Annotated in this window: 16 protein-coding genes; 9 read left to right on the top strand and 7 right to left on the bottom strand. The window is 69.4% G+C overall.

Annotated elements, in window-relative coordinates; all coding sequences use genetic code 11:
• Positions 1–155 precede the first annotated feature (155 nt).
• Genes AC07N1_RS08130 through AC07N1_RS08120 form a run of 3 tightly spaced genes read left to right on the top strand, consistent with a single transcriptional unit; the run spans position 156 to position 2,055 of the window.
• On the top strand, positions 156–1,271 hold the full coding sequence (locus tag AC07N1_RS08130; protein ID WP_494671332.1) for a flagellar basal body P-ring protein FlgI: 1,116 nt from the start codon (positions 156–158) through the stop codon (positions 1,269–1,271).
• On the top strand, positions 1,271–1,606 hold the full coding sequence (locus AC07N1_RS08125) for a rod-binding protein (protein WP_494671331.1): 336 nt from the start codon (positions 1,271–1,273) through the stop codon (positions 1,604–1,606). Before AC07N1_RS08130 ends, AC07N1_RS08125 begins: the two co-directional genes overlap by 1 nt.
• Positions 1,606–2,055 carry a flagellar basal body protein gene (locus tag AC07N1_RS08120; RefSeq protein ID WP_494671330.1) on the top strand — a complete coding sequence of 150 codons (450 nt, stop codon included), beginning with the start codon at positions 1,606–1,608 and terminating at the stop codon, positions 2,053–2,055. The genes AC07N1_RS08125 and AC07N1_RS08120 overlap by 1 nt, the downstream gene beginning before the upstream one ends.
• A gap of 157 nt (positions 2,056–2,212) precedes the next feature.
• Here AC07N1_RS08120 and AC07N1_RS08115 read toward each other — a convergent pair whose 3' ends face one another.
• On the bottom strand, positions 2,213–3,529 hold the full coding sequence (locus AC07N1_RS08115; RefSeq protein WP_494671396.1) for a M20/M25/M40 family metallo-hydrolase: 1,317 nt from the start codon (positions 3,527–3,529) through the stop codon (positions 2,213–2,215).
• Between the two features lie 191 nt (positions 3,530–3,720).
• Here AC07N1_RS08115 and AC07N1_RS08110 point away from each other — a divergent pair, with 191 nt between their 5' ends.
• Positions 3,721–4,221, top strand: coding sequence for a hypothetical protein (locus AC07N1_RS08110; RefSeq protein WP_494671329.1), 501 nt, complete (start codon positions 3,721–3,723; stop codon positions 4,219–4,221).
• A gap of 155 nt (positions 4,222–4,376) precedes the next feature.
• On the opposite strand, the gene AC07N1_RS08105 is transcribed toward AC07N1_RS08110, so the two are convergent.
• The 4 genes from AC07N1_RS08105 to AC07N1_RS08090 all read right to left on the bottom strand — a co-directional run bounded on the left by AC07N1_RS08105 (position 4,377) and on the right by AC07N1_RS08090 (position 11,327).
• Complete coding sequence (locus tag AC07N1_RS08105; RefSeq protein ID WP_110119828.1) at positions 4,377–5,102, bottom strand: response regulator; 726 nt, start codon at positions 5,100–5,102, stop codon at positions 4,377–4,379.
• A gap of 8 nt (positions 5,103–5,110) precedes the next feature.
• Positions 5,111–8,350, bottom strand: coding sequence for an autotransporter domain-containing protein (locus tag AC07N1_RS08100; protein ID WP_494671328.1), 3,240 nt, complete (start codon positions 8,348–8,350; stop codon positions 5,111–5,113).
• Between the two features lie 423 nt (positions 8,351–8,773).
• On the bottom strand, positions 8,774–10,294 hold the full coding sequence (locus tag AC07N1_RS08095; protein WP_494671327.1) for an aldehyde dehydrogenase (NADP(+)): 1,521 nt from the start codon (positions 10,292–10,294) through the stop codon (positions 8,774–8,776).
• Between the two features lie 112 nt (positions 10,295–10,406).
• A complete protein-coding gene (locus AC07N1_RS08090) occupies positions 10,407–11,327 on the bottom strand; it encodes a Gfo/Idh/MocA family protein (protein WP_494671326.1) in 921 nt (306 codons plus the stop codon).
• Between the two features lie 447 nt (positions 11,328–11,774).
• Between AC07N1_RS08090 and AC07N1_RS08085 the strand changes: the two genes are divergently transcribed.
• The 3 genes from AC07N1_RS08085 to AC07N1_RS08075 all read left to right on the top strand — a co-directional run bounded on the left by AC07N1_RS08085 (position 11,775) and on the right by AC07N1_RS08075 (position 15,725).
• A complete protein-coding gene (locus tag AC07N1_RS08085; RefSeq protein ID WP_494671325.1) occupies positions 11,775–13,574 on the top strand; it encodes an IlvD/Edd family dehydratase in 1,800 nt (599 codons plus the stop codon).
• Between the two features lie 262 nt (positions 13,575–13,836).
• A complete protein-coding gene (locus AC07N1_RS08080; RefSeq protein ID WP_494671395.1) occupies positions 13,837–15,426 on the top strand; it encodes a methyl-accepting chemotaxis protein in 1,590 nt (529 codons plus the stop codon).
• 14 nt (positions 15,427–15,440) lie between these two features.
• Positions 15,441–15,725 (top strand): hypothetical protein, encoded by a 285-nt coding sequence (locus tag AC07N1_RS08075; RefSeq protein ID WP_494671324.1) that lies wholly within the window; start codon positions 15,441–15,443, stop codon positions 15,723–15,725.
• On the opposite strand, the gene AC07N1_RS08070 is transcribed toward AC07N1_RS08075, so the two are convergent.
• Positions 15,722–15,946: a hypothetical protein gene (locus AC07N1_RS08070; RefSeq protein ID WP_494671323.1), complete on the bottom strand. Its 225-nt coding sequence runs from the start codon at positions 15,944–15,946 to the stop codon at positions 15,722–15,724. The two genes, AC07N1_RS08075 and AC07N1_RS08070, sit on opposite strands and share 4 nt — an antisense overlap.
• A 130-nt stretch (positions 15,947–16,076) precedes the next feature.
• On the opposite strand from AC07N1_RS08070, the gene AC07N1_RS08065 reads away from it, so the two are divergent.
• Positions 16,077–16,448, top strand: a complete 372-nt coding sequence (locus tag AC07N1_RS08065; protein ID WP_494671322.1) for a helix-turn-helix domain-containing protein — start codon at positions 16,077–16,079, stop codon at positions 16,446–16,448.
• Here the strand turns inward: AC07N1_RS08065 and AC07N1_RS08060 are convergent.
• Complete coding sequence (locus AC07N1_RS08060; protein WP_110119836.1) at positions 16,420–16,881, bottom strand: Lrp/AsnC ligand binding domain-containing protein; 462 nt, start codon at positions 16,879–16,881, stop codon at positions 16,420–16,422. The genes AC07N1_RS08065 and AC07N1_RS08060 overlap by 29 nt on opposite strands.
• 461 nt (positions 16,882–17,342) lie before the next feature.
• Here AC07N1_RS08060 and putA point away from each other — a divergent pair, with 461 nt between their 5' ends.
• Positions 17,343–20,432 (top strand): bifunctional proline dehydrogenase/L-glutamate gamma-semialdehyde dehydrogenase PutA, encoded by a 3,090-nt coding sequence (putA, locus tag AC07N1_RS08055; RefSeq protein ID WP_494671321.1) that lies wholly within the window; start codon positions 17,343–17,345, stop codon positions 20,430–20,432.
• Positions 20,433–20,461 lie beyond the last annotated feature (29 nt).

Below are 20,461 nucleotides of genomic sequence, written 5' to 3'. Positions count from 1 at the left end.
CGGCGCTTGCGGTATGGTTAATGCCGGGCAGAATCTGCCGGACAGGATTGTCGCAGGCGTTTTTGCCCGCCCTTTTCATTGATTTTCCTCACCTTTTCCGGTGGCCCGGTTCTGGCATGGGCCGCGACGGAATTGTGTCCTCGGTGTGGAAATCCATGCGTCGTTCATTTTTCAGCTCCGTTCTCGCCGGCCTGGCCCTCGCGGCCATGACCGTCGTCGCCGGTCCGGCCGCCGCCAAGTCGCGGATCAAGGACATCGTCTCGTTCGAGGGCGTGCGTGAGAACCACCTGATCGGCTACGGCATCGTCGTCGGCCTCAACGGCACGGGCGACAGCCTGCGCAACGCGCCGATGACCAAGCAGAGCATGGAATCGCTGCTCGAGCGCCAGGGCGTCAACGTCCGCGACGCCAACCTCAACGCCAAGAACGCGGCGGCCGTCATGGTCACCGCCAAGCTGCCCGCCTTCGCCGGCGCCGGCTCGAAGATCGACGTCTCGGTCTCGGCCATGGGCGACGCCAAGAGCCTGCAGGGCGGCACGCTGATGGTCACCGCGCTGCAGGGCGCCGACGGCCAGACCTACGCCGTGGCCCAGGGCCAGGTGCAGACCGGCGCCGTCTCGGCCGGCGGCGCTTCCGGCAGCTCGATCAGCCGCGGCGTCCCGACCGCCGGCCGCATCGCCGCCGGCGCCGACGTCGAGCGCGAGACCGGCTTCCAGATGGTGGCCATGAGCGAGCTGCGCATGACCCTGCGCAACCCCGACTTCACCACCGCCCGCCGCATCGCCGACGCCATCAACACCAAGTTCCCCAGCTGCGCCCAGGCCCAGAACCCCACCGTCGTGGCGATCCGTTCGCCCAATGGCATGGACATGATCAGCTTCATCACCGCCATCGAGAACCTGGAGGTCGAGCCCGACGGTCCGGCCAAGGTGATCATCGACGAGGTCAACGGCGTGGTGGTGATGGGCGACGACGTCCGCATCAGCCAGGTGGCGATCGCCCAGGGCAACCTGACCATCTCGGTCCAGGAGACCCCGGCCGTCAGCCAGCCCGCCCCGTTCAGCCAGGGCCAGACCAAGGTCGTCCCGCAGTCGACGATCAATATCGACGAGGAAAAGGGCAAGAAGCTGATCACGCTGGGCGGCGGCGCGTCGCTGAAGAGCCTGGTCGGCGGCCTCAACGCCCTGGGCGTCACCCCGCGCGACATGATCACCATCCTGCAGGCCGTGAAGGCCGCGGGCGCCCTGCAAGCCGACATCGAGGTGATGTGATGAGCGCCCTCTCCTCCGCCGCCAGCGCCGTCGACGCCTACTCGGCCATCGCCGGGACCGGCGCCACCTCGGCCGCCGAACTGGCCAAGCGCGGCAAGATCAAGGAAACGTCCCAGAAGTTCGAGGCCTCGTTCCTGTCGTCGATGATGCAGTCGATGTTCGAGGGGGTGAAGACCTCCGAACCGTTCGGCGGCGGCCAGGGCGAGGAGATGTTCCGCTCGCTGCTGACCGACGCCATGGCCAAGGAAGTGACCAAGGCCGGCGGTATCGGCATCGCGGCCTCGGTCCAGCGCGAGATGCTCAAGATGCAAGGCTTGCAGGAGGTCGCCCAATGATGAGCTCCGCCCCCCTCTCTCCGGCCGACGAGCGCGTCGAACAGCTGATCATCCTGACCGAGCGCCTGACCGACCTGATCGCCAGGCAGGCCACCGCCTTCGAGGCCCGCCGCCCGCACGAGGCCGCCCGCCACGTCGAGGAGACGGCCAAGCTCGCCAACATCTACCGCCACGAGTCGGCGCGGGTGCGCAGCAACGTCGCCGTCGTCCAGGCCGCCTCGCCCGAGCGCCGCATGCGCCTGGTGCGCGCCACCGAGGCCTTCGACGCCGTCCTGGCCCGCCAGTCGCGCGCCATCGCCGCGGCCAAGACCGTCACCGAGGGCCTGGTCCGCGCCGTCGCCAACGAGATCGCCGCCCAACGCCCGCAAGCCGCCGGCTACGGCCCCAGCGCCCAGGGCTCGGCCTACCGCAACAGCGCCACGGCGATCACGTTGAATCAGCGGGCGTAGAACAGAAACCTCCCCCTATGGGGGAGGCGGCCGAAGGCCGGTGGGGGGCCGTTTTCAGCTTCCCGCGCGTCGGCAAAGTTAGCAGAAACTCCCCCCACCGATCGCTTCGCGATCACCTCCCCCACAGGGGGAGGTTCCTCGGGGCCGCCGCGGGCGGCTATTCCACCCCCGCCACGGCCAGTAGGGCCGCCAGGCCGACCTGCATGCCCTTGAGGCTCTCGCCCTTCTCGACGTCGATCCATTCGTCCAGGGCGTGGGCGCGGCCGCCCTTGCCGCCCGAGCCGATGGTCACGGCCGGAACGCCCAGGCTCATCGGCAGGTTGGCGTCGGTCGAGGAGGCCTCGTGGGTGGGCGTGAAGCCCAGGGCCGAGGCCGCCGCGGCGGTGGCCGTGACGATCGCCGCCTTCGGATCCGTGCCGCCGGCAGGACGCTCGCCGATCACCTTGGCCTCGTAGGAGACCTCGCCGGGCTTGGTCGAGCGGGCCGCGTTCTCGCCGGCCACGGCCCTGTCGAGGATGGCGACCAGCGTCTTGTCCAGCTTGGCCAGTTCGTCGGCGCTCTCCGAGCGCATGTCGAACTCCATGAAGATCGAATTGGGGATCGAGTTCACCGAGGTGCCGCCGCCGACCACGCTGGCCGAATAGGTGGTCTTGGGGCTGACCGGCGGCTTGACCGCATAGAGGTCGACCACCGACTGGGCCATGGCCGTCATCGGATTGACCACGCCGAACGCGCCGTAGCTGTGGCCGCCCGGGCCCTTGAAGGTGACGCGATAGCGCTTGGAGCCGACGCCGCGATCGACGATGCGCGAGGGATCCGAGCCGTCCATCGAGAAGAAGGCGCTGATCCGGCCCTGGTACTTGCCCTTGGTGAAGAGGTGCCTGACCCCGCGCAGGTCGCCGGGCCCCTCCTCGCCGACATTGCCGACGAACAGGATGTCGGACTTCGTCTTGATCCCGGCGGCGTCCAGCGCCCGCACATAGGCCAGCAGCACGGCCAGCGAGCGGGTGTCGTCGCCGATGCCCGGGGCCGACAGTTTCGTGCCCTCGCGCTTGACCGTCACGTCGGTGCCTTCGGGGAAGACGGTGTCCAGGTGAGCGGCGATCACCACGAACGGCCCCTTGCCCTTGGTCGCCGTGCCGGGCCGCACGCCCATGACGTTGCCCTCGGCGTCCATCTCGACATCGGTCAGGCCCGCGGCCTTCAGCATCTCCAGATAGGCCCTGGCGCGCTTTTCCTCCTTGAAGGGCGGCGCGGGGATCTCGGTCAGGGTGACGATGTCGGCGACGGTGCGCTCATAGTCGGCGTCGAGCTGCTGGACGGCCGCCTTGAAGCCGGCCCCGCCGACGATCTTCTGCACGGCCTTGACCGAGGTGTCGGCCTTCTCGGCGGCGTCGACCTCGGGGCCGTAGAGCGCGCCCGCGGCGAACAGCGAGGCGGCGAACAACAGCGAACGCGACATCGAACGCGACATCGAACGCGACAGGCGGCGCATGGGCGGGCTCCGATTCTTGCAGTCCGCCGACCAGAACGACCCCGCCCCGCGCTTGGCAATCCACAATTGGAAGAACGGCGTCTCCCAAAACGCCGGGGCTCAAAAACGCCGGGCCTCTGGACGAACCGGCCGCGCCACCCGACATTGACCTATCGTCAAGGAGATCGGTCATGGCCAAAGCTAAAGTCGCATCCGCGCTCGCGGGCCTGGGCCTCCTGCTGCTCGCCGCGCCCGCCCTCGCGCAGGCGCAGGCGACAGGTCCCTTGGGCGTAGGCGGCAAGTGGATGCTCGACCTGCCGCGCTCGCACTTCAACGAGGCCCTGACCGGCGCCGCGCCGCTGAGCGGCGAGCTCGACATCACCAAGGACGACGGCAAGTCGATCGCCTGGACCCTGGTCGAGGAGGACGACGAGGGCGTGGCCGCCATCCAGTTCGCCGACGCCGGCCTCGACGGCTCGCCGACCCGGGCCGTGGTCAACTTCAACTTCGTGACCCTCAGCGTCGATCGCACAGGTCCGTCCAGCGTGGCGGTGATGACCCACGGCCAGACCGGCCGCCGCCAGACCATGCGCGTGGCCCTCTCGGCGCCCGACACCCTGCTGGTCGAGCAGGACGTCGACGGCAAGCCCGGCCCGCCGGACCAGACGCTGACCTTCGTGCGGAAGAAGTAGATGCGCTGCGGGAACCTCCCCCTCTGGGGGAGGCGGCCGTAGGCCGGTGGGGGGCCGTTTTCAGCTTCCGAAGCGGTGGCCGCCTGCGCGACCACTCCCCCCACCGATCGCTTCGCGATCACCTCCCCCACAGGGGGAGGTTCCTTGAACGCCAATCAGTCCGCGTGCACGCGGTCCACGCGCGGGGCGAACATGTAGCCGGCGTGGCGGACCGTGCGCACCATCTGCGCCCCGCCTTCCGCCCGGCGCAGCTTGCTGCGCAGGCGGCTGATGGTGACGTTGATCTGTTGCGGCGGGGCCTTGCTGCGGGCCTCGGGCGGGCCCTGCTGCAGCTGGTCGCGGGTCAGGATCTGCTGGGGCTTGGAGACCAGGGTCCACAGCACCAGGAACTCGGCCGACGACAGGTTCACCGACTCGCCGCGCGGGTCGAACAGCTCGTGGGTGGCGACGTTCAGGCGCCAGCCGCTGAACTGATAGACCGGCGGGGCGGCGATCGGCTCGGGGGCGCGATAGGCCTGGCGGCGGCGGACCGCGGCGCGGATGCGGGCGGCCGTCTCGCGCGGGCGGAACGGCTTTGCGATGTAGTCGTCGACGCCCATCTCCAGGCCGACCACCACGTCGCTTTCGTCGTCGACCGCGCTGACCACCACCACGCCCGGAGCCGGGTTGAGGCGGCGCAGCCGGGCGCAGACCGAGAGGCCGGCCTCGTCGGGCAGCAGGATGTCCATCACGACCAGTTCGATCTGGGTGCGGCCGAGGATCTGGTCCATCTCGCGGGCCGAACCGGCCTCGAGCACTTCCAGGTCGAACCGGCCCAGAAGGGCGGTGATGGCGGCGCGGGAGTCGATATCGGGATCGACGATGAGCAGGCGGGGTCTCACGGGCGTTCTCAGAACATGGCCCGGCCGACAAGCCGGGCGGAATAGCGGGTCTGGCGACGGGACGCTTCGGCCCCGCCCTCCAGGGCGAAATATGAGAGGTCCGAACCGGCGCGCAGGGCGACGTTCAGGGTCACCGCGCCGTTGCGGGCGTTGTCGGCCAGGATCGTGAACGGCGAGCCGCCCGCGAACGTGGCCGTGGTGTCGGCGAACTTGCCGGCCAGGGTCCGGCGATAGCCGACGCGGACTTCCGGCCGGAACCAGACGTCCTTGCCGAACTGGCGACCGAAGGCCACGCCGACGTCGCCCGACAGGTTGCTGTACTTGCGCGAGGCGACGGTCAGGTCGAAGCCTTCGCCGCCGCCGTGCTCGCGGCGCTCGCCTTCCCACAGATAGACGTAGTCGAGGCGGGTCTCGGGGCGGATGTAGTTGGCGCCGAACGTGGCCTCGTAGCCGACGCCGGCGAAGGCGTTGGCGGTGAAGCCGTTCCAGGAGGCGGTGTTGCGGACGATCTCGTCGGCCGCGCCGTCGCTGTCGACGTCCTCGCTGATGAAGCTGCGGTCGCCGTTGAAACGGATGTAGCCCGCGCCGCCGCCCAGGTTCAGGCGCCAGCCGCCGATCGAACGGCGCCAGTAGGTTCCGGCCTGGAACACCGAGGCGGTGGTCTCCTCGCCGACCTTGGCGGCGGTGTCCTTTTCCTCGAGGCTGACGAACGACAGGGTCACGCCCAGCGCGCCGCCGGCGTCGCCCATGGCCTCGTAGCCGGCGACCAGGCCCACGGCCTTGGTGTCCGAGCCCTGCACCGCCCCGTCCTCGATGCGGACCAGGCTGTTGATCTCCTGCACCCAGACGCTGTCGGGGCCGTAGCGGTCGGCGCCATCCGGACGGACGGCCGTGGCCGACGACAGCTGCTGCTGCACGGCCTGCAGGCTGGTGAACATCCCCTGGCCGGTGCTGGGCAGCATCTGGTCGTAGAGATTGTAGAAGCCGTCCGCGGTCGACTGGCTGAGGAAGGCGCCGGCGATGCCGTCGTCATTGCCCAGGGCGGCGAACACCGCCTCGTAGGCCGAAGCCTGGCTGCGGGTCATGCCCGCTTCGGCGGCCGTGCGGCGGCGCACGTCGATCAGGACGTCGTTGCCTTGGGCATAGGCGTTGGCGACGTAGAGATACGGCGCGTCGCCCAGCAGGTCCTGGTCGATGTCGCCGACCGTCAGGCTGCCGGCCGTGATCACCTTGAAGGTGCTGGCCGAGGTCAGCAGGTTGTTGAAGACCAGGCCCAGATTGGCGCCGCTGGCGATGGTGGCGGTGTCGACCACCAGCTGGGTCGCCGTGCCCGCCGACGGATCGACGGTGAACACCAGCTTGGCGTCGGCGCCGAGGGTCAGGCTGGTGGCGTTGATCGTATTGGTGTTGGTCAGCAGCAGGCCGCCGTCGCCGATGTTGATCGACAGCAGGCCGTCGCTGTCGCTGATCTTGGTGATCGCGTAGGCGCCGCCGTCGATGTTGAAGACATCGGCCCCGTCGCCGAACGAGATCTCGCCGTACAGCGTGCCGTTCAGCAGGTTGAGGGTGTCGGCGCCCGAGCCCAGCAGGACCTGGCCGATGATCGACGGCTCGTCGGCGTCGTCCACGCCGTCGCCGTCGGTATCGGTGTCGGCCACATCGTCGTCGCCGTCGTCGCCGTCGTTGACGCCGGTCTGGGTGATGGTGACGCCGGTGGTGTTGGCCTGCAGGTTGATGGCGATCGCCTTGCCGGTGACCACCTCGTCGGACGCGTCGTCGTTGCTGTCGTCGAGGTCGTAGTCGTCGTCGGTGGCCGAGACGTAGGCGGCGATCGTGCCGGTGTTGGTGATCGTGGTCAGCGTGCCCGAACGGTCGACGATGGCGTTGGCGTCGCCGGTCTCGCCCGACAGATAGGCGGTGATCACGCCGCTGTTGTTGACCGTGGTCATGGTCGCCCCGGCGTCGATCAGCAGGGCGTAGGCGTCGACGTCGCTCTCGGCCTCGACCGAGGCGCTGAGCGAGCCGCTGTTGTCGAGGATGCGGGCGATCGCGCCCGAGGTCAGGTGCAGGCCCATGGCGTCGGCCTCGTAGGCCCCGGCCGTGATCGAGCCTTCCAGGTTGATCCCGTTGGCGACCAGCGTCTCGTAGCCCGCCGCGCCGCCGATCTGCACCCCGGTGGAGGCCACGCCCGGGTGGATGCCGTAGGCGCCGACCGAGCCGCGGATCACCAGGCCGTAGTCGTATATTCCCTCCCCGGCCGAGCCGAGGGCGACCGTCTGGGTGTCGGAGCCGATCAGGATCGCCGGCGCGCCGCCATAGACCGTGACCGAGGCGGTGCCTTCCTCGTTGTCGGCGACGCCGTCGCCATCCTCGTCGTCGGTGGTGTCGTCGTTGGTGTCGGTCGGCGGGGCGTCCAGCACCAGGCCCTGGCTGACGTTGCTGGTCACCTGGATGGCCGAGCCGCCCTGCAGCAGGTCGTCGGAGTCGAGCAGGGCCTCATCGTCGGGATCGGTGTAGCGGCTGGTGTAGCGATAGCCGGTGGCGCTGATCGAGCCCTGCACGATCACCGAGCCGTCGACCTCGCCGTTGACCGCCAGGCCGACGCTGTTCGCGCCCGTGACGCTGATCGAGCCGTCGCTGACGATGTCGCCGGTGATCTTAGCGGTGTTGCGGATACCGTAGCCGTCGTCGCCGGTGACCGCGATCGAGCCGGAGTTCAGGATGTCGCCGATGACCGACGACTCCAGGATGATCCCGATCGAGTCGTTGCCCTCGATGCTGATCGCGCCCGAGTTCTCGATCGTGCCGGTGAAGTCGCCCGGGCCGGTCAGGCGGATGCCGTAACGGTTGGTCCCCAGCGCGAACTGACCGTCGTAGTCGCCGTCGCTGTCGGCATCCGTGTAGTCGTAGTCCTCGGTCAGCGAGATCGTGCCGCCGTTGGTCACCGTCGAGGTGAGGCCGCCGTTGATCAGGACGCCGGTCGAGTTGGAGATGTCGGTGCTTTGCAGCGTGCCGTTGTTGGTCAGGGTGTTGCTGCTGTCGACGGTGGCGATCGCGCCTTCGGACGCGTAGGTGATCACGCCGTCGGTGGTGATCTTGACGTCGTCGGCCGCGCCGTCGTTGGCCGTCGAGGTCGCCACGGCCTTGGTGCGGCTGCCGCTGGTGATCTCGGTCTCGGCGACGGCTCCGCCCGCGTGCAACAGCATCGGCAGGGCGGCGGCCGAGAGGATCAGAAGCTTACGCGACATGGAGGACCCGCTTGAAGGAACCTCCGAGCCTTAGGCGCCGTGCGTGGCCCAGGCGTGTCTATGAAATTTCCGTCATGCTACGGCCAGGCTCGCGCCGATACACTTCCGTTTCAAAGCGACCGGAAGGTTGTCGCCAGCGTTCCGGCTCGCCCGCCAAGTGTTGCCGCACCCGTCCCAAAGCCGCCGTTATTTCGACGATCGCGCAAGAAAGAGCGACCTCGTCCAATCCAGCGATTCCGGGGCGTTGCAGATTGTCCGGGCGCTGAAAGGAGCCGCCATGGACAAGGTGCTCATCCCCGCCTCGTGCCTCGCCTTCTGCCTGTGGCTGCTGGTCGAGCGCCTGACCTGAGGCCAAAGAAAAAGCGCGCGGGGCCGGGGCCGCCGCGCGCTTGGTCTTTCGAGGTCCGAACCGGACCCGCCGGATTACAGCACGCCGTCGATGGCGCGCTTGATGTTCAGCGGGTTGGCTTCCTTCAGCGCCGCCGGCAGCAGCACGTCGGGCAGGTCCTGGTAGCAGACCGGGCGCAAGAAGCGCTCGACGGCGCGGGTGCCGACCGAGGTCGAGCGGCCGTCCGAGGTGGCCGGGAACGGGCCGCCGTGGACCATGGCCGGGGCCACTTCCACGCCGGTCGGCCAGCCGTTGGCCAGGATGCGGCCGGCCTTGCGCTCGAGGATCGGCAGCAGGCCGCGGGCGGCCTCGGCGTCTTCGGCGTCGAGGTGCAGGGTCGCGGTCAGCTGGCCTTCCAGGCCTTCCAGAAGCTTGGCCAGGGTGGCGAGGTCCGGGGCGCGGACGACGACCGACGACGAGCCGAACACTTCATGGCTGAGGGCCGGGTCGGCGGCGAAGGTCGCCGCGTCGACCACGAACAGGGCGCCCTGGCCCTGGTTGCAGCCTTCGCCGACCAGGCCGCGCGCCGCGACGGTGACGCCCGGACGCGAACCCAGCTTCTCGACGCCCTGCTCATAGGCGCCGAAGATGCCCGGGGTCAGCATGACCTGCGGGTGGGCGGCGGCCAGGGCGGCCGAGGCCGAGGCCACGAACGTGTCGAGGTCCGGACCTTCCAGCGCCAGGACCAGGCCGGGGTTGGTGCAGAACTGGCCCGAACCCATGGTCAGCGAACCGACGAAAGCCGCGCCCAGAGCCTCGGCGCGGGCGGCCAGGGCGTGCGGGAACAGCACCACCGGGTTGACGCTGCTCATCTCGGCATAGACCGGGATCGGCTCGGGACGGGCGTTGGCGATCTTCATCAGCGCCACGCCGCCGGCGCGCGAACCGGTGAAGCCGACGGCCTTGATCCGCGAGTCGCTGACCAGGGCGCCGCCCAGTTCGTGGGTCTGGCCGGTCAGCAGCGCGAACACGCCGGCCGGCAGGCCCGCCTTCTCGACGGCCTTGCTGATGGCCGCGCCGACCAGGGCGGCGGTGCCGGGGTGAGCCGGGTGGCCCTTGAACACGACCGGGCAGCCGGCGGCCAGGGCCGCGGCGGTGTCGCCGCCGGCGGTCGAGAAGGCCAGCGGGAAGTTGCTGGCGCCGAACACGGCGACGGGGCCCAGGCCGATGAAGCGCTGGCGCAGGTCGGCGCGCGGCAGCGGCTTGCGCTCGGGCAGGGCCGGGTCGATGCGGGCGCCCAGGAAGTCGCCCTGGCGGACGGTCTTGGCGAACAGGCGCAGCTGGCCGGTCGTGCGGCCGCGCTCGCCTTCCAGGCGGGCGCGCGGCAGGCCGGTCTCGGCCATGGCGCGCTCGATCAGCGCGTCGCCCACGGCCTCGATCTCGGCGGCGACGCCTTCGAGGAAGGCGGCGCGGGTCTCGAGGTCGGTCTCGCGATAGACGTCGAACGCCGCGTCGGCGGCGGCCAGGGCCGCCTCGATCTGGGCCGCGGTCGGCTCGGGGAAGACGTCACCGAAGTGCTCGCCCGTGGCGGGGTTCAGGCTGCGGAGTTCAGTCATGACGGCGCTCGCGGTTTTGGCGGACGGGAATGGGCCCGCATATAGGCCCTTCCCCCGCATTTTGTCAGGTCAATGTTAGCGCAACCATCGCTTATTCGATGGCCCGCCGAGACTATTCGATGAACGCCGGCGCGATGACGCGCTCGCCCAGCAGGAAGGCGTCGGCCACATGGCGCAGCGGGCTGACGTCGACGTCCGAGGCGCCGGCCTGGATCAGGCCCGCGAAGGCGTCGTAGAGGCCCGGATATTCCTCGTCCGGACCCTCGTGCTTCAGTTCGCCGTCGACCCACAGGCGCGAACCGCCGTGCGACAGCTTCAGTTCGCCGCCGTCGGTCTGGACGATGATGTCCCAGCTCTGCGGGCCTGTCTGCAGGAAGTCGAACTCGGCCCGCACCGGCGCGCCGGTCACGGTGACGAACGACAGCTGCGCCTCGACCGGCGACTGGCAGTTCTCGGGCACGTGCAGCGTGGCCTTCTCCAGGAAGAAGGCCGGCAGGATGACGGTGGCGATCGACAGGGCGTTGATGCCGGGATCGAAGACGCCCAGGCCGCCGGCCTGCCAGATCCAGGTCTGGCCCGGGTGCCAGACGCGCACGTCTTCCTTCCAGTTGATCTGCACCGACTGGATGGTCTTGCCCGCCAGCCAGGCCTGGGCCGGGGCGACGGCGGTGGCGTAGCGCGAGTGCCAGGTGGTCTGCAGGGTGACGCCCTTGGCGGCGGCGGCGGCCTTGAGGTCCTCGACCTCGCTCAGCGTCGCGCCCGGAGGCTTTTCCAGCATCACGTGCTTGCCGGCGTCGATGGCCAGGCGCGCGATCGTGTGGCGCACCTGCGGCGGGGTGCAGAGAGCGACGGCGTCGAAGGCGACGTCCGAGGCCAGCAGCTCGGCCAGGTCGGTGAAGTGCGGCACGCCGTCGACGCCGGCGCTGCGGCTGGCCACGGCGGCCAGTTCGAAGCGCGGATCCTTGGCGATCGCGGGCAGGTGCTGGTCGCGGGCGATCTTGCCCAGGCCGACGATGGCGATGCGGATTGTCATCTGGACGAACACCTGACGATGGAAGCGGCCGCCTCCGCGACCTGATATCATTAGTCAGACAAATAGCGACCTCCCCGCGCCTGTCAAACGGCACGACAAGATCACGGCCCGATCGCGCTTTTCGGCCGGCCTCGATGAGGCTCCACACCGCAAAGCGTGGTCCAGGCTCGACCGGAGCGAGTAATGGTCCTACATTATCCACGCTCGATGAACATCGTAACGGGTGGCGACTCGAAGGCCTTCCCAGCACAATGGGAGCGCTATCATCGGCGCGCTGGCGCCTTTTCGGCACTTGCGAGCCGCTCGCAAGGCCTTGAAGGCGCGTGACCTTCCGCCACCACGGCGGTCGTTGACGACCCCCGCCCGGCGGTATAGTCAGACAAATAGTATAAACCTCGCCCGGCGAGGCGATCCAGATTGGATCGACCGAGGAAAAACAGGACCGTCATGACCACCAAGTCCGCGCCCCGCACCCTTCGTTCGCGGGCCTGGTTCGACAATCCCGACAACGTGGACATGACCGCGCTCTATCTCGAGCGCTACCTGAACTACGGCCTGACCCTGGAAGAACTGCAGTCGGGCAAGCCGATCATCGGCATCGCCCAGACCGGTTCGGACCTGTCGCCGTGCAACCGCCACCACCTGGTGCTGGCCGAACGCGTGCGTGAAGGCATCCGCACCGCCGGCGGCATCGCCATCGAATTCCCGGTCCACCCGATTCAGGAAACCGGCAAGCGCCCGACCGCGGGCCTGGACCGCAACCTGGCCTATCTGGGCCTGGTCGAGACCCTGTACGGCTATCCGATCGACGGCGTCGTGCTGACCATCGGCTGCGACAAGACCACCCCGGCCTGCCTGATGGCCGCCGCCACCGTCAACATCCCGGCCATCGCCCTGTCGGTCGGCCCGATGCTGAACGGCTGGTACAAGGGCGAGCGCACCGGTTCGGGCACCATCGTCTGGAAGGCCCGCGAAATGCTGGCCGCCGGCGAGATCGACAACGCCGGCTTCATCAAGCTGGTCGCCTCGTCGGCCCCGTCGACCGGCTTCTGCAACACCATGGGCACGGCCACGACGATGAACTCGCTGACCGAGGCGCTGGGCATGTCGCTCACCGGCTCGGCCGCCATCCCGGCCCCCTATCGCGATCGCCAGGAAAACGCCTACCACACCGGCCTGCGGATCGTGGACATGGTCAACGAGGACCTCAAGCCCTCGGACATCCTGACCCGCGAAGCCTTCCTGAACGCCATCGTCGTCAACTCGGCGATCGGCGGCTCGACCAACGCCCCGATCCACCTCAACGCCCTGGCCCGCCACGTCGGCGTCGAGCTGACGGTCGATGACTGGCAGGAGAAGGGCGAGGACGTACCGCTGCTGGTCAACCTGCAGCCGGCCGGCAAGTACCTGGGCGAGGACTACTACCACGCCGGGGGCGTGCCCGCCGTCACCGCCCAGCTGATCAAGCAGGGCCTGATTCACGAAGACGCCCTGACCGTCTCGGGCCAGACCATGGGCGACGCCTGCCGCGACGCTGTGATCGAGGACGCGGACGTCATCCGCACCTTCGACAACCCGCTGGTCGAGCGCGCCGGCTTCGTCGTGATGCGCGGCAACCTGTTCAACTCGGCGGTCATGAAGACCAGCGTGATCTCGGGCGAGTTCCGCGACCGCTATCTGTCGAACCCCGACGACCTGGACGCCTTCGAGGGCGACGCCATCGTCTTCGACGGTCCGGAAGACTACCACCACCGCATCGACGACCCGTCGGTCGGCATCACCGAGAACTCGATCCTGTTCATGCGCGGCGCCGGCCCCATCGGTTATCCGGGCTCGGCCGAGGTCGTGAACATGCGCGCCCCCGACTACCTGATCAAACGCGGCATCAAGCAGCTGCCCTGCATCGGCGACGGCCGCCAGTCGGGCACCTCGGGTTCGCCCTCGATTCTCAACGCCTCGCCCGAAGCCGCCGCCGGCGGCGGCCTGGCCCTGTTGAAGAGCGGCGACCGCGTGCGCTTCGACCTGCGCAAGTCGCGCGTCGACGTGCTGATCACGCCCGAGGAAGTCGCCCAGCGCCGCAAGGACCTAGAAGCGGCCGGCGGCTACAAGTATCCGGAAAGCCAGACCCCGTGGCAGGAGATCCAGCGCGCCATCGTCGGCCAGATGGACACCGGCGCGGTGCTGGAGCCCGCCGTGAAGTACCAGCGCATCGCCCAGACCAAGGGCCTGCCGCGCGACAGCCACTAAGGCTTACTCGCAAAGCTGAATGAACGAGCCGCCCAGACCTTGGCCCGGGCGGCTTTTTCATGCCTATTTCCCACAAGAAACGACGTCGCTTGCGATGAAATAACTCAGCACCTTTGCTTTCTCATTTTGAGAATATTTGATCTCGAAAGCGGCAATACGTATTGATACGTATCTATAGAACGCCAGATTTCCGCACCTCTATTACTGCCGATTAACGTCGATGCCCGAACCTAAGGCCGAAATATCGGAGGCGGGCGTGCGTTTGATCGAGTTTGACAGCATCCAGTCGCAGCGTCGGGTCGGCGGCCAGTTGGTCGTCGCCTGCGTGGCGGCCATGGCGGCGGTCGTGCCGGCCGCGAGCTTCGTCGCCGGTACGCCGATCCTGGCGCCTTTCGCCTGCGCCGCCGGGCTGGCGGTGCTGGCCCTGGCCGCCTTCGGCCTGTGGCGCGACACGCTGCTGCAACGGACCTGCGCGGCCCTGGCCCTGGTCGGGCAGGTGACGCTGTTCGTGCTGGCCTTCCAGGGAAGCGCCCAGCAGGACGTCGCCCGCATGGCCTTCCTGGCGGCGCTGGCGCTGCTGGTGGCCTATGGCGACTGGCGGATCGTGGCCCTGGCGGCGACCGCCTTCGTCGGCCTCGACGTCCTCGCGCCGCTGCTCGCCCCGCATCGCCTGGCCGCCGACGAGAGCCTGCTGGCGATCGTGCTGCGGGTCGGCATGACCGCCGCCACCGCCTGGTCGCTGATCTGGCTGACGGCCGGGGTCTCGCGCCTGTTCGTCACCGTCACGGCCCGCACCGAGGCGGTGGAGACCGCCGCCCGCGCCGCCGACGAGGCCAACGCCGCCGCCCAGGCCGAACGCGCCGAGCGCGACCGCGCCAACGCCGAACGCGCCAAGCTCAAGCAGGTGATGGAGGCCGAGCAGACGCAGGTCGTCGAAGCCCTGGCCCGCGCCCTGCGCCAGGTGGCTGGGGGCGACCTGACCTGGCGGCTCGAAACCCGCTTCGCCGCCCAGTACGAGCCCCTGCGCCAGGACTTCAACGACGCGCTCGCCAAGCTGCGCGCCGCCCTGGGCGAGATCTCCGGCAACGCCGCCAGCATGAGCGACGGCGTCGCCGAGATGAGCCGCGCCTCCGACGAACTGGCCAACCGCACCGAGGACCAGGCCGCCAGCCTGGTGCAGACCACCACGGCGCTGGGCCAGATCACCACCACGGTCAACGAGACCGCGCAGAACGCCCGCCAAGCCAACGCCGCCGCCGCCCGCGCCCGCGAGGAGGCGGAGCTGTCCGACCCGGTGGTCACCGAGGCCGTCGACGCCATGACCCGGATCGAGACCTCGTCGGGCCAGATCGGCCAGATCATCTCGGTGATCGACGAGATCGCCTTCCAGACTAATCTGCTGGCCCTGAACGCCGGGGTGGAAGCCGCCCGGGCGGGCGAGGCCGGCAAGGGCTTCGCCGTCGTGGCCCAGGAGGTGCGGGCCCTGGCCCAGCGCTCGGCCGACGCGGCGCGCGAGATCAAGGCCCTGATCGACGTCTCCAGCCGCCAGGTCAGCGCCGGCGTCGAGCGCGTGGGCAAGACCCGCGAGGCCCTGCGCCGGATCGTGGCCCGGGTGGCCGAGATCGACACCCAGATCGACGCCATCGCCCGCTCGGCCGACGACCAGGCCCTGAACCTGGGCGAGGTCAACACCACCATGGGGGCGATGGACCGGGTGGTGCAGCAGAACGCGGCCATGGTCCAGCAGACCACCGCCGCCGCCCACGCGCTGAAGGCCGAGGCCGCGGAACTCGCCCAGCGCATCGGCCTCTTCCGCACCCGCGACGAAGACGCCGACCTTCGGGCCGCCTAGGGGAGAAGGTGGCTATGGCGGGGGAGCAGAGCCTGGACGAGGCGGTGCGGTTCACCGGCGCGGACCTGATCAGGCTGTTCGCCGCCACCTACCTGCCGCTGTGCGAACGGCTGGAGGCCTCGGGCGTGATCGACCGGGCGCGGCTCGCCGATATGATGTCGCTCTATGTAAGGCCGGGCGAGGACAGTCCCAGCGCGGCGACGGTCGAGGCGTTGCAGATCGTGCTGCGCCGGGCGCGGCCGACGGCGGACGCACGACCGAAACCCGCCCTGCGCCTGATCCCGGGTGGTCGGGGCTAACGCCCCTCCCCGTCCAGCACCTTGCACAGCGCCGCGGCCAGCATGGCCCAGGGCTCGTCGGGGTCGGGTCCGATCCGCGCGGCGATGTCGCGCGACAGGGCCTTGGCGTCCAACGCCCCGGCCTCCTCCAGGGAGCGGCACAGCGGCAGGTAGGTGGCGGCGAACAGGCGGACGATGTCCTCGCCGGAAAAGGACGGCGCGTCTTCGGTGGGCGCGCTCATCGGCGCCGCGACTCTGCTGAACTGAGTGACATCGCCTCCGGATGACTGAAGAACGCCGCTCTCGCCTTGATCGCGATCAAAGTGGCGCTTTCTCCGTCGTGGGACGTCACCCCTTCGAAAGGGGGACGCGATGTCCGAACAAGTCACACCGGCGCACGCCGATCTCGAGGCGGGGGCCGACTACCTGCTACGCAGCGCGGGCCTGTTGTGGTCGGTGTTCGACGGCGACGTCCTGCGGGGACTGGTGTTCCTGGCCGTGCTGCGGCTGGCGGGCGATGAGGGCCGACCCGTGCGGCTGACCGCCGTCGCGCGCTCGCTGCGGATGCCGATCGAGACCACCCGCCGCCACCTGCTGAAGCTGGAGGCCGGCGGTTTCGTGGTCCGCTCGCCCAACGGCGCCGTCGAGGCCCGCCTGCCCGACCGTCCCGACCTGCGCGAGGCCCTGGCCGCCAACAGCGCCAATCTCGCCCTGCTCAGAGCGGCAGCTGAACCGTGCTCTTGACCTCTTCCAGCACCGCATAGGTGCGGGTCTCGCGCACGCCCGGCATCTTGACCAGGATGTCGCCGAGGAAGCTGCGATAGGCGTCCATGTCGCGCACGCGGGCCTTGATCAGGTAGTCGAAACCGCCGGCCACCATGTGGCACTCCAGCACCTCGGGCGCGCGGCGCACGGCGGCGGCGAAGTCCTCGAACACCTCGCCGGTCGTGCGGTCCAGCACCACCTCGACGAAGATCAGCAGCGCCCGGTCGACCTTGGCCGGATCGAGCAGCGCGGCGTAGCCGGTGATGAAGCCGCGCTCGCGCAAGCGGCGCACCCGGTCGAAGGTGGCGGCCGGCGACAGGTTGCAGCGCTTGGCCAGCTCGGCGTTGGTGATCCGGCCGTCGGCCTGCAGCACGCGCAACAGTCGGCGATCGGTGTCATCTAGAGCGGACATGGAATTTCGTCACTTTCAGCGAAGATTGTTTTGAAAATACCGATAACAAACAAAGCACCTTCGGAACGAAGAGGCCTACACCCTCAATCGTCCTAGCGAAGCTTCCCCCACGCCGCTTCCCCCAGTCGGCGCGCTTCGCATTGGACCTCCCGCTCGGCGGGAAACCATCGCCTCGCATCCCCCAGCGACGGCGACGAGCGGAAGGGACGCGCGAGTCCCCCCGAGACGCGTCCCTTCCAGTGCTCCCCTTCCCTCGCCCTTGAGGCCCTCCTAGTCTGCCGTTCGCCGACCGGCGTCCACGCTGGCCGCGACGCCCTGTCGCGGGCGGTTTCGGCCCTTTGGAGCGGAAGACGTTTTTTGTCGTTTACGCCGAACAGCATACGGAAGCCAGAACCAACAAACGAAGCACCTTCGATCAGACCCAGGTTACAGCGACGATAAATCATCTGCGAGGACGCGTCATGACTGGTTGGGACTCCCTGGACGACGGCAAGTACCGTGACGAGAAGGCGGTGATCGCCGACCTGCTGGCCGCCCAGGCCCTGTCGAGCGAAGACCGCGCCGCCGTGCGCGCCGAGGCCGAGGCCCTGGTGCGCGGCGCCCGCCGCTCCGTCCGCAAGCAGGGCGTGGTCGAAAGCTTCCTGCAGGAGTTCAGCCTGGGCACCCGCGAGGGCCTGGCTTTGATGTGCCTGGCCGAGGCCCTGCTGCGCACCCCGGACGACGATACCCGCGACCGCCTGATCGCCGAGAAGATCGGCTCGGCCGACTGGGCGTCCCACCTGGGCGGCAGCGACAGCCTGTTCGTCAACGCCTCGACCTGGGGCCTGATGCTGACCGGCAAGATCGTCGAGCCCGACGACGAAGCCAAGAAGGACCTGCCGGGCTTCATCAAGAAGCTCGCCGGCCGCGTCGGCGAGCCGGTGATCCGCGCCGCCGTCGGCCAGGCCATCCGCATCATGGGCGAGCAGTTCGTGCTGGGCCGCACCATCGAGGCGGCCATCAAGCGCGCGGCCGGCGAAGACACCATGTGCTCGTTCGACATGCTGGGCGAAGGCGCCCGCACCGCCGCCGACGCCGAGCGCTACGAAAAGTCCTACGCCGCCGCCATCGAGACGGTCGGCAAGCTGTCCAATAAGGCCGGCCCGGAAAAGGGTCATGGCGTGTCGGTGAAGCTGTCGGCCCTGTGCCCGCGCTACGAGGCCACGCACGAGGACCGCGTCTGGGAGGAGCTCTATCCCCGCACCCTGCGCCTGGCCCTGATCGCCGCCAAGTACGACATCAACTTCACCATCGACGCCGAAGAGGCCGACCGCCTGGCCCTGTCGCTGAAGCTGCTCGACAAGCTGTGCCGCGAGCCGGCCCTGGCCGAGTGGAAGGGCCTGGGCCTGGCCGTCCAGGCCTACCAGAAGCGCTGCGGCGAGGTGATCGCCCGCCTGTCGGCCCTGTCGCAGGAGACCGGCCGCCGCCTGATGGTGCGCCTCGTGAAGGGCGCCTACTGGGACAGCGAGATCAAGCGCGCCCAGGTCGCCGGCCGTCCGGACTATCCGGTCTACACCACCAAGCCGGCCACCGATCTTTCGTACCTGGTCAACGCCAAGGCCCTGATCGAGGCCGCGCCGCACCTCTACGCCCAGTTCGCCACCCACAACGCCCACACCCTGGCGGCCGTGGTGCGCATGGCCAAGAACGCCGGCGTCAAGATCGAGCACCAGCGCCTGCACGGCATGGGCGAAGCTCTGTATAAGGCCGCCGACGACCTCTATGATGGCGTGACCTTGCGCGCCTACGCCCCCGTCGGCGGGCACGAGGACCTGCTGCCCTATCTGGTGCGCCGCCTGCTGGAGAACGGCGCCAACACCAGCTTCGTCCACGCCCTGCTCGACGAGCGGGTGCCGGTCGAGAAGGTGGTGGTCGACCCGATCTCGGTGGTGGAGGCCCATCCCGACCGCCACGCCAAGATCCCGACCCCGATCGACGTCTATGGCGAGGGCCGCAAGAACAGCGCGGGCCTGGATCTTTCGGTGAAGGCCGACCGCGACCGCCTGGCCGCCGCCGTGGCCGCCATCGACGCCGCGCCGCTGCAGTCGGGTCCGCTGGTCGGCGGCAAGCTGGAAGCCGGCGGCCCGCCGCTGCCGGTGGTCTCGCCGGTCGACGCCTGCCGCGTGGTCGGCGCGGTGTCGGAAGCCCAGCTGCCGCAGATCGACAAGGCCTTCAAGCTGGCCCGCGCCGCGCAAGGCGAGTGGGACCGCGCCGGCGGCGTGGCCCGCGCCAAGGTGCTGCGCGCCATGGGCGACGCCCTGGAAGCCAATATCGAGCGCCTGATCGCCATCCTGTCGCGCGAAGCCGGCAAGACCCTGTCGGACGGCATTGCGGAAGTGCGCGAGGCGGTCGACTTCTGCCGCTACTACGCCGTGCTGGCCGAAAAGCAGTTCGGCGAGCCCGAGGTGCTGAAGGGCCCGGTCGGCGAGACCAACACGCTGGCTCTCGCGGGTCGCGGCGTCTTCGTCTGCATCAGCCCGTGGAACTTCCCGCTGGCCATCTTCACCGGCCAGATCGCCGCCGCCCTGGCGGCCGGCAACGCCGTGCTGGCCAAGCCGGCCGAGCAGACCCCGGTCATCGCCTACGAGGCGGTGAAGCTCTATCACGCCGCGGGCCTGGACCCGCGCCTGCTGGCCCTGCTGCCCGGCCGCGGCGAGACCGTCGGCGCGGCCCTGACCGCCCATGAGGGCCTGGACGGCGTGGCCTTCACCGGCGGCACCGACACGGCCTGGCGGATCAACCAGACCCTCGCCCAGCGCCAGGGCCCGATCGTGCCGTTCATCGCCGAGACCGGCGGCCTCAACGGCATGTTCGTCGACACCACAGCCCAGCGCGAACAGGTGATCGACGACGTCATCGTTTCGGCCTTCGGTTCGGCCGGCCAGCGCTGCTCGGCCCTGCGCCTGCTGTTCCTGCCGACCGACACCGCCGACCACATCATCGACGGCCTGAAGGGCGCCATGGACGCCCTGGTCGTCGCCGATCCGGCCGACGCGACCACCGACGTCGGCCCGGTGATCGACGCCGAGGCCAAGGAGGCGCTCGAAAAGCACCTGGTCCGCCTGAACCGGGAGGCCAAGGTGCTGCACGCCCTGGAGGCCCCCGCCGATGGCACGTTCTTCGCGCCCGTCCTGGCCGAGATCCCGGCCGCCGACTTTCTCGAGCGCGAGGTGTTCGGCCCGATCCTGCACGTGGTTCGCTATAAGCCCGAGGACCTGGAACAGGTGGCCGGCGCCCTGGCGGCCCGCCGCTACGGCCTGACCCTGGGCGTGCATTCGCGCATCCAGGCCTTCGCCGACGAGGTGGTGCGCCTGGTTCCGGCCGGCAACGCCTATGTCAACCGCTCGATGACCGGCGCGGTCGTCGGCGTGCAGCCGTTCGGCGGCGAGGGCCTGTCGGGCACCGGCCCCAAGGCCGGCGGCCCCCACGCCCTGCTGCGCTTCGCCGTCGAGCGCGCGCTCAGCGTCAACATCACCGCCCAGGGCGGCGATCCGACGCTGCTCAATCTCTGACCTTGACGACCCCGGCCATGGGCGAGACC

Source organism: Caulobacter sp. GW821-FHT09B11 (assembly GCF_059418205.1).
Note: the sequence above shows the minus strand (reverse complement) of the source record. Positions and strands in the feature narration are given on the sequence as shown.